We start from the raw sequence: 15,377 nt of genomic DNA, 5'->3' as shown, positions 1-15,377 counted from the left end.
GCTCCTCCTTTACGCGTTCTTAAGTATTGCCTTGAACGGACATTTTTCCATACAGAGGCCGCACTTAACGCACTTATCCTGATCAATAGCGAACGGAGTATCCTTGTCTCCAGAGATACACTGGGTCGGGCATCCTCTCTTACAGATACCACAGCGTTTACACGTATCATCGTCAATGATGAATTTAACCATGGAAACGCAGACGCCTGCCGGACATTTTTTGTCTACGACATGGGCAACGTATTCATCTCTGAAGTATTTTAATGTGGAGAGCACCGGGTTTGGAGCACTCTGTCCCAGTCCGCACAGGGCGGAAGCCTTGATGTTTCTTGCCAGTACTTCCAGTTTGTCCAGATCTTCCAGGGTACCTTTTCCCTCGGTGATGCGGACGAGAATTTCATGCATTCTCTTGGTTCCGATCCGGCAAGGCGGACATTTTCCGCAGGATTCATCCACTGTGAAGTCCAGGAAGAATCTTGCCAGGTCAACCATGCAGGTATGTTCATCCATTACGATCAGACCGCCGGATCCCATCATGGAACCCAGTTTTGTCAGAGAGTCGTAATCGATCGGCGTGTCCAGATGCTCCGCGGGCAGACATCCGCCGGAAGGGCCGCCTGTCTGAGCGGCTTTGAAGGTTCCGCCGTCCGGAATTCCGCCGCCGATATCGTAGATAATCTGGCGCAGCGTCGTGCCCATAGGAACTTCTACAAGTCCGATATTGTTAATTTTTCCGCCGAGCGCGAATACCTTCGTTCCCTTGGATTTTTCCGTTCCGATATTGGAGAACCAGTCCGCGCCGTTTAAAATGATCTGCGGAATATTAGCGTAAGTTTCTACATTGTTGAGAACAGTCGGCTTTTTCCAGAGTCCTTTTTCCGCGGATCTAGGAGGCTTCGGACGAGGTTCGCCGCGCTTTCCTTCAATGGAAGTCATCAGCGCGCTTCCTTCTCCGCATACAAACGCTCCCGCGCCAAGACGCACTTCCAGATTGAAGTTGAAGCCCTTGCCGAGGATGTTGTTTCCAAGAAGTCCGTATTCCTGCGCCTGGCGGATGGCAACGCCCAGACGCTGTACCGCTACCGGATATTCCGCGCGCACATAAATGTAGCCCTGATTCGCGCCCACCGCGTAGCCGTTGATAATCATCGCTTCGATTACGGAATGAGGGTCGCCTTCGAGAATGGAACGATCCATGAACGCTCCCGGATCGCCTTCGTCAGCGTTACAGATTACATATTTGGTGTGTTCTTTTACAACCGCCGAAGACTCCCATTTGCGGCCGGTCGGGAATCCGCCGCCGCCTCTGCCGCGAAGACCTGATTTTTTGATTTCGTCGATAACGTCATCAGGCTCGAATTCCGTCAGAACCTTTGCCAGAGCCTGATAGCCGTCGAGCGCGATATATTCGTCAATATTTTCCGGATCAATGATTCCGCAGTTGTGCAGAGCGATTCTCTTCTGCATGGCGAAGAACGGAATCTGAGGCAGGCGATCGCGGATTTCTTCATATTCCTTTTCGCCGGCAAGAAGCCGTTTTACAATTTTACCGCCTTTTACATGGCTTTCAAAAATTTCTTCCACATCTTCCGGAGTGACCTTGGTGTACATTACATGTTCCGGACAGATCATCATAATCGGACCTTCCGCGCAGAGACCGAAGCATCCGGTTTTGATTACTTTTACATCCTGGCCGAGACCGTTTTTCTTAATCTGATCTTCAATGGCCGCGGCAACTTTCAGAGAACCGGAAGACGCGCATCCGGCAACTCCGCAGACCAGAATATGTATTTTCGCGCCTTCCGCGGAAGGAGCCTGCGTACGGTCGAGACGGATGCTCATATTTTTTGCGGCATTGTCCCTTAAAGCGTTTAATTCCTCAATATTTTTAATCATAATTCTCTCCTTTTGCTACTGATCTTCATATTTATCAAGAATCGTGTCCACTTCATCGGCAGTGAGCTTGCCATAAACCTCATCGTTAATGGTTACGACAGGGGCAAGTCCGCAAGAACCGATACAGCGGCATGCATCCAGAGAAAATTTTTGATCATCGGTGCATTCTCCAACATCAATGGAGAGTCTGGTTTTAAATTTGTCTAAAATATCATTCGCACCTTTTACATAGCAGGCAGTTCCCATGCAGACGTTAATCTGGTATTTTCCTTTCGGATTAATGGAAAACTGCGTGTAGAAGCTGACAACGCCATAAACTTCCGCAAGGGGGATATTCAGCCCCAGCGAAATTTCGCGCTGCACTTCCAGAGGGAGATAGCCGTAAACTTCCTGAGCTTCGTGAAGCACAGGAATCAGCGCACCCTGCGTATCTTTATACTTGGCAATAATCTCCCTGAGACGGGCGGCCTTTTCCTTTGCATCGGCGCAGCCGGCGCAATGTTCGGTCATGGTAATGTACTCCTTTCACATTCACAATAAAACAAACAATCACAGCAGAATACTGTGTACACAAAACATTTATCCGTATACAAAAATTAGAGTATGTATACTGATATTTAAGAAATTTTATCACAATTGACATTAATGTGTCAATTGAAAGACGCATTTTTGCGAAAAGTAGCAAAATAGTAAAGGGTTTAGGGAGAAATTGACAGGAAAATAATGAAATTTCAGTAAAACATGCGTCAAAAGTTTCACATTAGCAACAACAGAAATATTTGAAAGCATGTGAGCTTGTATTTAAGAATATTGTATACCTATTATATATGCTTTCTTTTTGTACAAAATCCCTTATAATGAGGAAGTAGTAAGAATTTAGGAGGAGCGGCTATTATGAAGGAGTATAAGATATCTCATCTAGTGAAATCGGAAGATTTGAATCATCATGGCACCCTGTTTGCCGGAAGAACTGCCGAATGGCTGGTGGAAGCCGGCTTTATCGCGGCTGCGGCGACTCACGGACGGCCGCAGGATATTCTGTGCGTTAATGTTCACGGTTTTACCTTCAAACGGCCGGTGCAGAAGGGCGATATCCTGACGATTCACAGCAGGATTGTTAAAGCGGGGACAACCAGTCTGATGATTCATGTGAAAGCGCTCTGTGAAATCCACGGAGGCCAGAGTGTGGAAGGGTTTGTTACCTTTGTATGTGTGGATGCGGATACGAAGAAACCAAAACCACATGGAATTTCACTGGATGAAACTCAGGACGAGGCGGAGCTGGCATTGAGGGCAAGGGCGCTGGAGGTGCCGAGATAGAGGGGCGAAGCTAAAACTGTTTCTTTCCGAGTTTTCAATATGGAAAACTGCTTCGCATCAGGCCGCGAGGCAGTTTTTTTTGAGCGAGCAATACTATTTTGATATAATGATGAAAACTTTTTCCGGCTTTTATATAGCTATTGTCCCTAAGGCATCGGAATGATAAAATAACAAGCGGAGATAAGAAGGATTGGAGGAAAATACATTGATCGACACTGTTATTTTTGATATGGATGGAACCCTTTTGGATACATTGGAAGATTTAAAGGACGCGGTAAATGAAGGCCTTTCTGTAAAAGGCTATCCGGCGCGCAGCCTTGAGGAAATCCGGCAGTTTGTCGGAAACGGGGTGGGCGTGCTTCTTAGAAACGCCGTGCCGGAGGGGACTTCTGAGGCGGATATGGAGGTTTGTCTGGAAGCTTTCAAGGCGCATTACGCAAAGCACTGGCAGGACAAAACAAAGCCCTATGACGGAATTTTGCAGCTTCTGGCGGATTTGAAGGCGTCGGGAAAAAAGACGGCTGTTATTTCCAATAAATATGATGAGGCAGTTGTGCAGCTCTGCAAGGATTATTTTCCGGAGTTTTTTGACGCTGCCAGGGGCGAGCGTGCCGGCGTGCCGCGAAAACCAGCTCCGGATGGGATTTACTCCATTCTGGAAGAATTGGGTTCTGTAAAAGAACATGCGGTATATGTAGGCGACTCGGAAGTGGATATGGAGACCGCGAAGAACGCGGGGCTTGTTTCCGTAGGTGTGACCTGGGGATTCCGGGATCGGGAACTGCTGGAGGAAAAAGGAGCGGACTATATTATCGAATCTCCCGCTCAGCTGCTTGAAATTGTAAAGTAAACGGCGCTGTCCGGACGCGGGTGGCAAGGGTGGCAGGAAAGAAAAAGGAGAAACGTTTGCATGTTTGAAAAGGGACAGATTTGTACAGTAGAAATTATGGATATGAGCGATCAGGGCCAGGGGATCGGACGGGCGGACGGCATGGCCGTTTTCGTGCCGGATACGGTGGTTGGCGACTTAGCGCGGGTTCAGCTTACAAAGGTGAAAAAAAGCTACGCGTTCGCAAAGCTGCTGGAAATAGAGGAGCCTTCTCCCCACCGGATGGAACCTTTGTGCGAGGGAGGATTTCAGAAAGGATGCGGAGGCTGCGCTCTGGCCCGGTTGGATTATCCGGGGCAACTGGCGCTGAAGGAAAAACAGGTGAGGGACAAGCTCTGCCGCCTGGGAGACTTGGCTGCGCCAATCGTAAATCAAATCTTAGGTATGGACGATCCCTTTCATTACCGCAACAAAGCCCAGTTTCCTGTAAGCACGGGCGGCGTGATTACCAGGAAGGGCGGAATTGTGGAAGCGGCAGGCGATCCAGCGGTGGGCTTTTTTCGCGCAAAGAGCCATGAGGTAGTAGACTGCGAACGATGCATGCTGCAGTCTCCGGCGGCTATGGCAGCGGCGGAAGCGCTGCGGCAGTTTATGAAAGAAGATCATATTACTGCCTGGGACGAACGCTGGGAGCGGGGACTGATGCGGCATCTGATTGTAAAGACAGCCTTTGGAACCGGTGAGGTAATGGTCGTCCTAGTTATCAACGGAAAAGGAATTCCCAACGCCGCCAAGCTTATTGAAATGCTGGATTCCGCCATTTATGAAGCGGGTTTTTCCCTGGAAAGCGTGGTTCTGAACATTCATAAAAAGAAAACCCCGGAGATTTTGGGAGAGACTTGTGTTCCCATTGCCGGAAAGCAGACCATTACCGAGGTGATTGGGGGACTTTCTTTTGAAATTTCCGCCATGTCCTTTTTCCAGGTAAACCCCGCGCAGACGGAAAAGCTGTATGCTAAAGTCAGGGAATACGCGGCTCTGACCGGGGAGGAAAATGTGCTGGACCTCTACTGCGGAATCGGCACCATCGGTCTTTCCTGCGCGGCAAAGGCCCGGCAGGTAGTGGGGATAGAATCCGTCCGCCAGGCGGTTCTGGACGCCAACCGCAACGCGGTGATCAACGGAATTGTAAACGCGAGGTATGTCTGTGGAAAAGCGGAGGAGGAATTGCCGCGGCTGCTGGCCTCGACGGATCCGGAGGATGACATTGCCCGGATTGTGCGCAGCGCGGACGTGGTGCTGCTGGATCCGCCCCGGGCCGGGTGCAGGCCGGAGCTTTTGGAGGCGGTGGGGGAAGTCGCGCCTGAGCGGATTGTTTACGTTTCCTGTGATCCGGCGACGCTGGCGAGAGATGTGCGGCTGCTGGGGGATCTGGGGTATACGTTTATGGAGGCCACGCCTGTGGATATGTTTCCGTGGACTGGGGCGGTGGAGGTGGTGTCTCTCTTGTCCCGTATAAAAACTTCTGACAAAGTAGAAGTCAAGATGGACATCGAAGACGGCGAGGTAACTCCCTAAACCGACGTACAAAAGAATCCAGGCATACATCGAATCCAAATATGGTTTCAAGGTCCATACAGCCTTTATCGCCGATGTAAAACGAAGTTTGGGGTTACCGATGTATGATGCACCAAACACCGTCAAAACGCTTAAAAATCCACGAAGACATCCGACGCCGGAGAAGGTGGAGGCGATAATGGATGCGTTGAAATATTTTAAGATTATATAGTTCGTACATTTGTTGAATCAAAACCTTCTTTGTAAAATGAAGTCATCATTTACAGAGGAGGTTTTTATTATGAAAAAAGAAATTACATACACAGAATATGAAGGGTATCAGTACCCGGAATTAACACTTCCGGAGCAGGAAAAGGTGGTTATCGGTAGATTTGGTCAAAGGCATAAACGATACTTGAAAAAGACGAGAAGGCTGGTATATTTTCGCCTTCTGACCAGTGGTAAACTGTCATCATATCTTGCAGATGTAGATCAACAGGCACAGGAGATGTTTGAGACGATTGTGGATCAAACAAAGAAGGCACAGGGAATAACAGAAGAATTGAAAGCAGAAAATTCGATGCAGTGGGTTCAGGAAATGAATTCTATTGTAAATATGGCAGAAGAATTTGTGAATCAGGAGTTAATATATTGGTAGTTTTAGAAGTGGGGTCTGAGCACCTCACTTTTTAATTGTCATGTCATAGCGAGCACTGCATTTATACTCCTGTCGGAGCAAAATGCGGTTGTTAGGAGTACCTAAGACTCTTATGATAATATACAGAGAGTAGAAAAAAATTTGAAGATATGCTATAATTACGCTATATTAGTGAAAGTTTATTGCAAAGGAGATGCAACATGGGTTTCCCTGAAGAAATAAAACGAATTAGACAACGCAGCTTTCTAACACAGGAAGATTTTGCGAAAGAATTAAATGTAGCATTCTCAACAGTAAATCGTTGGGAAGGTGGAAAAGCAAAACCAAATCTCTCTGCAATGAAAAAGATAAAAGGCTTTTGTCTTTCTCATAACATAGAGTATGCATCTATAGAAGAAGCATGGCTGAACTTTAAAGCGGAGGGGAAGAACTAATGGTTAATATAAAGAAATTAGAATCAGAATTATGGGAATCTGCAGACTTACTGCGTGCAGGATCTAAGTTAACATCAAATCAGTATTGCATGCCGGTACTGGGTTTGATTTTCCTGAGATATGCATATAGCAGATTTAAAATGGTAGAAGCGGAGATATTAAAGGATCGTCCGTCTCGTGGCGGCAGAGTTATGCCAGTAGAAGCCAGTGACTTTGCAGCGAAGAGCGCTTTATATCTTCCGAAAGAAGCTCAGTATGATTACCTGCTGAATTTACCTGATGATATCAAAGGTGCAGATTTAAAAAATAAAGATGGACATGTTATGACCAGTCTCGGTGAGGTGGTCAATAATGCTATGCAATTGATTGAAGAACAGAGTGAACAGTTAGTCGGCATACTCCCTAAAAGTTATACTGATTTTTCAGATGAGCTGTTATCTGAATTGCTGCGTATATTTAACAACAGCGCATTAGATGAAGTTGGTGGCGATATCATTGGACGTATTTACGAGTACTTCCTGAATAAATTTGCAAAGAATATTGCCTCTGATGATGGTGTGTTCTTCACACCAAAATCACTGGTAAAAATGATTGTAAATATTATCGAACCTACGAATGGTATTTTGCTGGATCCAGCATGTGGTTCAGGAGGTATGTTCATACAGTCTGGCGATTTTGTTAATCAAACTGGTATGAATGCTAACTCTACTATGACTTTCTATGGTCAGGAAAAAGTAGAATATAATGCCCAGCTGTGTCTGATGAATATGGCAGTTCATGGTTTGACTGGAGTTATTAAATCTGGTGATGAAGCAAACAGTTTCTATCATGATGCACATAATCTAGATGGTTGTTGTGATTACATAATGGCAAATCCTCCATTTAATGTAGATAAAGTAAAAGCAGAGTCTTGTGAAAGTGCAAAGCGACTGCCTTTTGGTATGCCAACTGTAAATAAGAATAAGGAAATTGGTAATGGCAACTATCTGTGGATTTCTTATTTCTATAGCTATTTAAACGAACGTGGTCGTGCTGGCTTTGTTATGGCATCTTCTGCTACAGATAGCCAGGGTAAAGACAAAGATATCCGTCAGAAATTAGTGGAAACTTGTCATGTGGATGCTATGATCAGTGTAGGCAATAATTTCTTCTATACAAAATCTCTGCCATGTTCCCTATGGTTTTTTGACAAGGGTAAAAATGAGGGTATCAAAGATAAGGTTTTGTTTATTGACGCAAGAAACTACTACACTGTTGTTGACCGCACATTGAATGAATGGTCCGAATGGCAGCTGAAGAATCTGAATGCGATTGTATGGCTCTATCGTGGTGAGACAGAAAAATACACAGCATTACTGAATGAATACAGAGCTGTGTTGGGCAATGGTTCCTTTGAAGACATTCTGCATAAGTTGAAAGACGAGCTGAAAGCCCTGCAAAAACGTGCGAAGCTTGAAGTAGATAACGCAGGCCGTACTGATAAAAAGCGTATTCAGGCTGAATACGACAAGATGATTTCTGAAAAGAATGAAGAAATCACCATTGCAAAAGAAGCTGTATGGTTGTATGAAAAATTCGGCGATGGTGTTTATGCAGATGTGCTTGGTCTGTGCAAAGTTGCCGATATTACAGAAATAGAAGAAAAAGGCTGGTCTCTGACACCGGGGGCTTATGTAGGTGTTGCACCGGTAGAAGATGATGGTGTGGACTTTGAAGAACGCATGGCAGAAATTCATCGTGAACTGTTATCTCTGCAGGCAGAATCAAATGATTTGATGGATACTATCTCTAAAAATATGAAGGGGATGGGGTTATGAAAAAAGAAATAAAAATTGCTTTTAAAACACCTTTGAATGAGTTAGATACTGTAGAACAGACATATGGTTGTAGAGCTAATAATCCAGATATATGTAAAAATAATAGTATACCTAATGTGTGTGCATTTGAAAGAGAAGATTGTATATGCAAACAGTCGTCTAAGGCATGGAAAAAGCAATATTTAAAATTAAAGGAGGACGTTTAGTTATGAAGCTGTTGGATGTGTGCGAATTCATAGTAGACTGTCCTCATTCAACTGCACCTGATGAAGGCGAGGGATATCCGCTTATAAGAACACCTAATATAGGCAGAGGACGATTAAAACTTGATAATGTTCATAGGGTATCAAAGGATGTATATGATAAAAGAAATAAAAGAGCTGTTCCACAGGTGGATGATATTATTTTTGCAAGAGAAGCACCAGCAGGTAATGCTGCCATTATTTGTGATGGGCAAAAGGTTTGTTTAGGTCAGCGTACAGTTTTAATAAGACCAGATAAGAATAAAGTATATCCTCAATATTTGGTATATTATATTTTGGCACCACAGCAGCAATACGAATTGTTAGGTACGGCAAATGGTGCAACAGTTGCTCATGTAAATATCCCGGTTATAAAAAACCTTTCGATTCAATTGCCGGAAATGGACAAGCAAATCAAAATTGCTAATACTATTTCATCTTATGAGGACCTGATTGAAAACAACCAAAAACAAATCAAACTGCTTGAAGAAGCAGCACAGCGTTTGTACAAAGAGTGGTTTGTGGATTTGCGTTTCCCAGGGTATGAAGATGTAGCTATTGTTGATGGTGTGCCAGAGGGGTGGAAGAAAGAGACACTGATTGATATTGCGGATGTAATTATGGGACAAAGTCCTAAATCAGAGTTTTATAATACGCACAGGGAAGGTTTACCATTCCATCAAGGCGTCAGAAGTTATGGAAGACGATTTGTAAATGATGATGTTTACTCAACATCTTATACACGAATTGCAGAAAAGAATAGTATTCTCTTTAGTATTAGAGCACCAGTTGGCCGACTTAATATTACAAAGAATAAAATTGTAATCGGTCGTGGTTTGGCTGCAATGAAACATAAGTTGGGTTACCAAAGCTATCTGTTTCACATGCTAAAGGAAAGGTTTTTTAAAGACAATTTGGTAGGAAACGGTGCAATCTTTGCATCCATCACAAAGAATGAATTATTGAATCAGACATTCATAAATCCAAATGAAGAACTTATAAGAAAGTTTAATGAAATTGCGAAAAACGTTGATGATAAGATAAATGTTCTCGATTCGCAAACTGAGCTATTAAAACAAGCTCGTGACCGTTTGTTACCAAAAATGATGAATGGGGAAATAGAGGTGTAGTTACTATGGAGAACTTACAATGGATTTTTGATGGCATTGGAACGGAACTTATTGGTTTAGTTATTGGTGCAGCCGTTGGTGGATTGTCTGGATACAATATTGGGGTTAAGAGAAATGGTAAGCAAATACAAAAGGCTAAAAGCGGAGCCAAACAGAAACAAGAACTGACCATCAATGATAGCCAAGTATTAGAATGGAAAAAAGATATAAAGAGTAGCATTAGGCAGACTCAAAAAGCTAGCAAAAATTCTGAACAAGTGCAAATAGGGAGAATTAACGATGGAAAATAGTAAACAAATACAGAAAGCTGGAGAAGGTTCTCAACAGTTACAAATGATTAATCCTACAATAGTGATGGGAATAGATGAAAAAAGAGTTCGAGAAGTTTGTTCTGAAATGGCAATTGAAACAATTAAGCAGTGTACTCAAGAAGCAAGTGCTGTAGCTATTGCCCGAATAGAAAAATTTACAACTGATCTTATTCCTCGTGTGGAAAAAATAGAGTCTGATTATAAATCATTTTCTGAACCCTCTTTTCAATTTGAACTTCGTAATGCCCAGAAAGTAGCTGCATGTACAGATAGAGAGGCTGATTATGAATTATTATCTGAATTGTTAGTGCATAGAATTGAAAAGGGCGAAGAAAGAAAAATTAAAGCGAGTATTTCTAAAGCAATAGAAATTGTTGACCAGATTGATGATGAAGCTTTATGTGCATTAACAATAATATATGCTATAAATAGGTGGACAGCAGTTACAGGTGACATTACTCAGGGGTTAATGGTTATGGAAGATTTGTTTTCATCAATTTGTTATCATTCTCTTCCTAAGGGATTGGATTGGGCGTATCATCTTGATATACTGAATGCAGCAAGAGTCTCTTCTGTAGGAACATTCAAGAAATTTAGTGAATTTTATCCTAACGCTTTTTCGGGATATACCTGTGTGGGGATAGAAAAAGAATCAGAACTTTATCAAAGTGCTGTTGAAATTTTAAAAGGGGCAAACATTCCTATCAACTTATTGGTTGATCATGAGTTGAATGATGGATATGTTCGTTTGAATGTAAGGAATAAAAATGAAATAAATAATATTACTTTCCCTGTTTTAACACAGGCGAATGCTATAGGTTTACATAAGGTGATTGATTCAGAGGTAGAGGCTTTATATAAAGTATGGGATTTGTATTCGAATGATTCTAAGCTAAAAGAGAGTGTAAAACAAGCATTTATGCAGAAATGGAATACTTATGATACGTTACGAACTGTTCGTTTGTGGTGGGAAGCATTACCGCATAGTATAACGATAACCCCTATAGGAAATGTGCTTGCACATGCTAATGCACAAAGGCGAAATAAAAAAGTGCCTCAGATAAAACTTTAGCTGGTACACAGGAGGTAAAATCATGAGCTACGATTATTCTGAAAACATATTGGTTCAGGAAAGTGCCGGTAATCTGCTCCATGATGAGCTGGACTGGGATGTCCGGTTTGCGTACAATACAGAAGTTTTAGGTAAGGATGGTACTTTTGGAAGAGAAAGTTACAAAGAAATTCTTTTGATCAGATATTTTCGTGAGGCTATTACAAAGCTGAATCCATGGATTACGGATAGTCAGCTTTTAGAAGCACAGAAGACTTTGGAACAGAGACTTTCAACATCATCTTTACTGCAGATAAATGAAGAAAAATACTATCTGATTCGTGATGGTATTCCTGTTACAGTAAAGAAACCAAACGGTCAAACTGAAACTAAAAAAGCTTCTGTAATAGACTTCCAAAATCCAGATAACAATTACTTTCTTGCAATAAAAGAATTGAAAATTCATGGTGATTTATATCGCAGAAGGACAGATATAGTGGGCTTTGTAAATGGTATACCTTTGCTGTTTATAGAACTCAAGAAGACCACTGTGGATGTACAAAATGCATATGATGATAACTACACAGATTATCAGGATACGATTCCTCATTTGTTCTATTATAATGCATTCCTTATGCTTTCAAACGGCATAGAAGCTAAGGTTGGTACACTTGGAAGCAAGTATGAATTTTTCCATGAATGGAAACGTCTTGCAGAAGAAGAACAGGGCAGTGTAGCATTAGAAACAATGCTTAGAGGTATCTGTAAGAAAGAAAATTTCTTAGACTTATTCGAAAACTTTATATTATATGATCATTCCGGTGGACATACTGCGAAGATACTTGCCCGTAACCATCAGTATCTTGGTGTAAATGAGGCTGTAAAGGCTTACGAAGATAGAAAACTTAATGACGGTAAATTGGGTGTTTTCTGGCATACACAGGGATCCGGTAAAAGTTATTCAATGGTATTTCTTGCGCAGAAAATACGTAGGAAATTTGAAGGATCACCTACATTTGTTGTACTGACAGACCGTGATGAATTAAACTCTCAGATCAGTGACACTTTCGAAAACTGCGGTTTGTTGGGAAAAACAAAAGCTTCACAGTTTATTGCTACAAGTGGTGGTGACTTACTTCAAAAGCTTCGTGGTAATCCAAGCTTTATATTTACATTAATTCAGAAGTTCAACAAACCGGACGCCGAACCGGTATATCCAGATCATGATATTATTATTATGTCTGATGAAGCACACCGTAGCCAGTACGGAATCTTCGCAGATAATATGATGAAGCTGTTGCCTACAGCAGCCCGTATCGGGTTCACTGGAACACCACTGCTTTCCAGTGATAATATTACTGCAAGAACGTTTGGGGGATATGTATCGGTTTATGACTTCAAACGTGCTGTTGAGGATGGAGCAACAGTTCCTCTTTATTATGAAAACCGCGGTGAAAAAATTCTTGATTTAAGAAACCCAGAAATAACAAATCAGATTTTAGATGCAATTGAAAATGCAGATTTAGATGTGGACCAGCAGGATAAGCTGGAGGCAGAATTTGCAAAGGAAATACATTTGCTTACAGCAGAGCCGAGATTAAAATCTATTGCTCGTGATTTTGTGAATCATTATTCAGACTTGTGGACAAGCGGAAAAGCTATGTTTGTTTGTCTGAATAAAGTGACCTGTGTTCGTATGTACAATTACGTGCAGGAATATTGGAAAGAAGAAATCAAAAAGCTGAAAGCAAAAATAAAAACAGCCACTCAACAGGAAGCGCAGGAATTGGAGCGCAAGCTGAAGTGGATGCAGGAAACAGAAATGTCTGTTGTAATCAGTCAGGAACAGAATGAAATCCAGACCTTTAAGAAGTGGGATCTTGATATTAAGTATCATCGTACCAAAATGGAAAAACGAGATCTTGATAAAGAGTTTAAAGATTCAAAGAATCCACTGCGCGTAGTATTCGTATGTGCTATGTGGCTGACTGGATTTGATGTGAAGTGCTTATCTTGTCTGTATTTGGATAAACCTCTTAAAGCACATACCTTAATGCAAACGATAGCACGTGCTAACCGTGTTAATGAAGGCAAAAGTAATGGCCTGATTATTGATTATATCGGAATTGTTAAAGCTTTAAGAAAGGCCCTTGCAGATTATACGGCGAATGTAGGTGGAACTGGTAGTTCTGATCCTACAGTGGATAAAGATGTTCTGATAGCCAGAATTGTTGAAACAATTGGCAAAGCAAAAGCTTTTCTTGCAGATAATGATTTTGATCTACAGATGTTGATAAACGCTTCCGGATTTACAAAAATGAACTATCTGCAGGAAGCTGCAAATGCTGTTTGTGGAACAATTGAAGATAAAAAGACTTTTACAACATATGCTTCAGAATTAAATCGTCTTATGAAGTATATAGACAGAGACGACATTATAGGAAATGTACGCAAAGAATATGAAGCTATTGCTGCAATCTATGCAGAACTCCAGAAGAAACGCAAACATGTGAATACAACAGATCTTATGGTTGAAATCAATCACATTATAAGTTCTTACGTAGAAATACAGGACCAGCCTTTGATGGTACGTGAAGAGCCGGTTAGGTTCGATATTAGTGCAATTGACTTCGACTTGTTGCGCAGAGAGTTTGCAAAAGTTAAGAAAAAGAATCTTGTAATGCGTGATTTACAGGAAATTATTCAACAGAAATTAGCCGCGATGTTATTCTCTAATCCAAATCGTATCAATTATTATGACCATTACCAACAGATTATTGATGATTATAATAATGAGAAAGACAGAGCGACAATAGAGAAAACATTTACTGATCTAATGAATCTGGCGAATTCGATGAATCAGGAAGAACAGCGATATGTTAGAGAAGGCTTTGCAAGTGATGAAGAACTTTCGCTGTATGACATGTTGTTCCGTGATGATTTAAGTAAGAATGATATTAAAAGGCTTAAAGAAGTTGCAGCAGGATTGTTGCATAAAATTAAAGCTAAAATATCAGAGTTGGATCATTGGACAGACAAGCAGGAAACAAAGGCTGCTGTTGATAATTTGATTCGAGATACATTATGGGCAGAACTGCCTGAATGCTATGACGAAATCAGCATTTCTACATACCGTCAGAACATATATGAGTATGTGTATACGAGGTATAAAGAGGTGGCATAGCGATAAAGTGGAAGTTTCTTAAAAAATCATAAGTTTAGATGATTCTTTTTAGATATAATCCATCATCGATAATTCCCCTTTTGTAAAAAAGGGGAATTCAGACTGTAGACAAAAGGTCCAACTTCAAGAAGAGAAGTTGGACCTTTTCTAAGCATAGATGCTATCCATTTTAGGCAGGTTGATTTTGAATGATGCAAATAAATAACGAAATTTTCTTTTTAAAGAAGTATCTCCATCCCGCTTGCTTAATAGGTTCACCAGCTTTTTCATGTTCATACAGGCGAATGTCAATCCCACTTTCATCCCCATTTTCTTCTTCCCGATAAGCTGTGTGTATCTCATGGCATGATGCTCTTTTGCCGTACCGAAATTACGCTCTATGGTCTCTTTCCTCTTACCGTAGAGCTCTTTCATCCCTATCGTATGCCGGATATCCTCGCAGATTTCCATATACCCTTCCCATATATGGCGTGTCAGAACCTTTACATGATTCTTACTCTCCGTGCATTGAGAAAGGTAAGGGCAGTTCGCACATAGATTGCCATCGCTCTTGTATTCTCGGTACCCGTCTCTGTTTGTCGTAGCGTATTTCAATATCTGATCCCCAGGGCAAAGGTAACAGTCATAGTATTCGTCATAAACATACTCATGCTTCCGAAAGAATCCTTTCTTTGTCATGGGCCTTTTGTATGGGAACAGCGGTGTGATCTCTTCGTCTATCAAAAGCTTTGCGATCGCAGGGTTCTTGTATCCTGCATCCATTACCATTGTTTTGATCGCATACTTTTTCAGCTTTTCGTAAAGTTCCGGGAATGTCTTACTGTCATGCTCGTTTCCGGGGTGCACACTGTAATCAAGGATCCACCCATTTTCATCACATGCGGTCTCGATCGAATATGCGAATACTTCTTTGTGTTCTCCTTTGTGAAACCAGCCGCTTTCCGGATC

Annotated in this window: 14 protein-coding genes; 11 read left to right on the top strand and 3 right to left on the bottom strand. The window is 41.9% G+C overall.

What is annotated here, in order from left to right; all coding sequences use genetic code 11:
• Nucleotides 1-9: 9 nt before the first annotated feature.
• Complete coding sequence (locus H9L42_RS10960) at nt 10-1,896, bottom strand: NADH-ubiquinone oxidoreductase-F iron-sulfur binding region domain-containing protein (RefSeq protein ID WP_465270659.1); 1,887 nt, start codon at nt 1,894-1,896, stop codon at nt 10-12.
• 15 nt (nt 1,897-1,911) lie between these two features.
• Nucleotides 1,912-2,406, bottom strand: a complete 495-nt coding sequence (locus tag H9L42_RS10955) for an NADH-quinone oxidoreductase subunit NuoE family protein (RefSeq protein WP_187303437.1) — start codon at nt 2,404-2,406, stop codon at nt 1,912-1,914.
• Nucleotides 2,407-2,790: 384 nt separating this feature from the next.
• On the opposite strand from H9L42_RS10955, the gene H9L42_RS10950 reads away from it, so the two are divergent.
• The 11 genes from H9L42_RS10950 (at nt 2,791) to H9L42_RS10900 (ending at nt 14,429) form a co-directional block, all read left to right on the top strand.
• Nucleotides 2,791-3,216 carry an acyl-CoA thioesterase gene (locus H9L42_RS10950; protein ID WP_187303436.1) on the top strand — a complete coding sequence of 142 codons (426 nt, stop codon included), beginning with the start codon at nt 2,791-2,793 and terminating at the stop codon, nt 3,214-3,216.
• A 190-nt stretch (nt 3,217-3,406) separates the two neighbouring features.
• Entirely contained in the window at nt 3,407-4,066 is a 660-nt protein-coding gene (locus H9L42_RS10945) for an HAD family hydrolase (RefSeq protein WP_243235756.1), read from the top strand.
• 60 nt (nt 4,067-4,126) lie between these two features.
• Nucleotides 4,127-5,623 (top strand): 23S rRNA (uracil(1939)-C(5))-methyltransferase RlmD, encoded by a 1,497-nt coding sequence (gene rlmD / locus H9L42_RS10940; protein ID WP_187303435.1) that lies wholly within the window; start codon nt 4,127-4,129, stop codon nt 5,621-5,623.
• A 280-nt stretch (nt 5,624-5,903) separates the two neighbouring features.
• Entirely contained in the window at nt 5,904-6,260 is a 357-nt protein-coding gene (locus tag H9L42_RS10935) for a TnpV protein (protein WP_187303434.1), read from the top strand.
• Nucleotides 6,261-6,460: 200 nt separating this feature from the next.
• Nucleotides 6,461-6,694, top strand: a complete 234-nt coding sequence (locus H9L42_RS10930) for a helix-turn-helix domain-containing protein (RefSeq protein ID WP_187303433.1) — start codon at nt 6,461-6,463, stop codon at nt 6,692-6,694.
• Nucleotides 6,694-8,511, top strand: coding sequence for a type I restriction-modification system subunit M (locus tag H9L42_RS10925; RefSeq protein ID WP_187303432.1), 1,818 nt, complete (start codon nt 6,694-6,696; stop codon nt 8,509-8,511). The genes H9L42_RS10930 and H9L42_RS10925 overlap by 1 nt, the downstream gene beginning before the upstream one ends.
• Nucleotides 8,508-8,717 (top strand): hypothetical protein, encoded by a 210-nt coding sequence (locus tag H9L42_RS10920; RefSeq protein WP_187303431.1) that lies wholly within the window; start codon nt 8,508-8,510, stop codon nt 8,715-8,717. Before H9L42_RS10925 ends, H9L42_RS10920 begins: the two co-directional genes overlap by 4 nt.
• Nucleotides 8,718-8,719: 2 nt before the next feature.
• Nucleotides 8,720-9,883: a restriction endonuclease subunit S gene (locus H9L42_RS10915; protein WP_187303430.1), complete on the top strand. Its 1,164-nt coding sequence runs from the start codon at nt 8,720-8,722 to the stop codon at nt 9,881-9,883.
• Nucleotides 9,884-9,888: 5 nt separating this feature from the next.
• Nucleotides 9,889-10,173 carry a hypothetical protein gene (locus H9L42_RS10910; RefSeq protein WP_187303429.1) on the top strand — a complete coding sequence of 95 codons (285 nt, stop codon included), beginning with the start codon at nt 9,889-9,891 and terminating at the stop codon, nt 10,171-10,173.
• Nucleotides 10,163-11,266 carry an LPO_1073/Vpar_1526 family protein gene (locus H9L42_RS10905; protein WP_187303428.1) on the top strand — a complete coding sequence of 368 codons (1,104 nt, stop codon included), beginning with the start codon at nt 10,163-10,165 and terminating at the stop codon, nt 11,264-11,266. The genes H9L42_RS10910 and H9L42_RS10905 overlap by 11 nt, the downstream gene beginning before the upstream one ends.
• Nucleotides 11,267-11,288: 22 nt before the next feature.
• Entirely contained in the window at nt 11,289-14,429 is a 3,141-nt protein-coding gene (locus H9L42_RS10900; protein ID WP_187303427.1) for a type I restriction endonuclease subunit R, read from the top strand.
• A 147-nt stretch (nt 14,430-14,576) separates the two neighbouring features.
• On the opposite strand, the gene H9L42_RS10895 is transcribed toward H9L42_RS10900, so the two are convergent.
• The coding region (locus H9L42_RS10895) for a transposase (RefSeq protein ID WP_243235755.1) at nt 14,577-15,377 on the bottom strand (801 nt) is incomplete at its 5' end.

This window comes from Zhenpiania hominis (assembly GCF_014333425.1).
Classification (GTDB): Bacteria; Bacillota; Clostridia; order Peptostreptococcales; family Anaerovoracaceae; genus Hominibacterium; species Hominibacterium hominis.
This window is presented reverse-complemented; position numbering and strand designations above follow the sequence as displayed.

Coding starts and splice junctions, on each gene's coding strand:
- H9L42_RS10925 (WP_187303432.1), top strand. CDS start 6,694: ATGGTTAATATAAAGAAATTAGAATCAGAATTATGGGAATCTGCAGAC.
- H9L42_RS10905 (WP_187303428.1), top strand. CDS start 10,163: ATGGAAAATAGTAAACAAATACAGAAAGCTGGAGAAGGTTCTCAACAG.
- H9L42_RS10920 (WP_187303431.1), top strand. CDS start 8,508: ATGAAAAAAGAAATAAAAATTGCTTTTAAAACACCTTTGAATGAGTTA.
- H9L42_RS10930 (WP_187303433.1), top strand. CDS start 6,461: ATGGGTTTCCCTGAAGAAATAAAACGAATTAGACAACGCAGCTTTCTA.
- H9L42_RS10915 (WP_187303430.1), top strand. CDS start 8,720: ATGAAGCTGTTGGATGTGTGCGAATTCATAGTAGACTGTCCTCATTCA.
- H9L42_RS10910 (WP_187303429.1), top strand. CDS start 9,889: ATGGAGAACTTACAATGGATTTTTGATGGCATTGGAACGGAACTTATT.
- rlmD (WP_187303435.1), top strand. CDS start 4,127: ATGTTTGAAAAGGGACAGATTTGTACAGTAGAAATTATGGATATGAGC.
- H9L42_RS10935 (WP_187303434.1), top strand. CDS start 5,904: ATGAAAAAAGAAATTACATACACAGAATATGAAGGGTATCAGTACCCG.
- H9L42_RS10955 (WP_187303437.1), bottom strand. CDS start 2,406: ATGACCGAACATTGCGCCGGCTGCGCCGATGCAAAGGAAAAGGCCGCC.
- H9L42_RS10900 (WP_187303427.1), top strand. CDS start 11,289: ATGAGCTACGATTATTCTGAAAACATATTGGTTCAGGAAAGTGCCGGT.
- H9L42_RS10960 (WP_465270659.1), bottom strand. CDS start 1,896: ATGATTAAAAATATTGAGGAATTAAACGCTTTAAGGGACAATGCCGCA.
- H9L42_RS10950 (WP_187303436.1), top strand. CDS start 2,791: ATGAAGGAGTATAAGATATCTCATCTAGTGAAATCGGAAGATTTGAAT.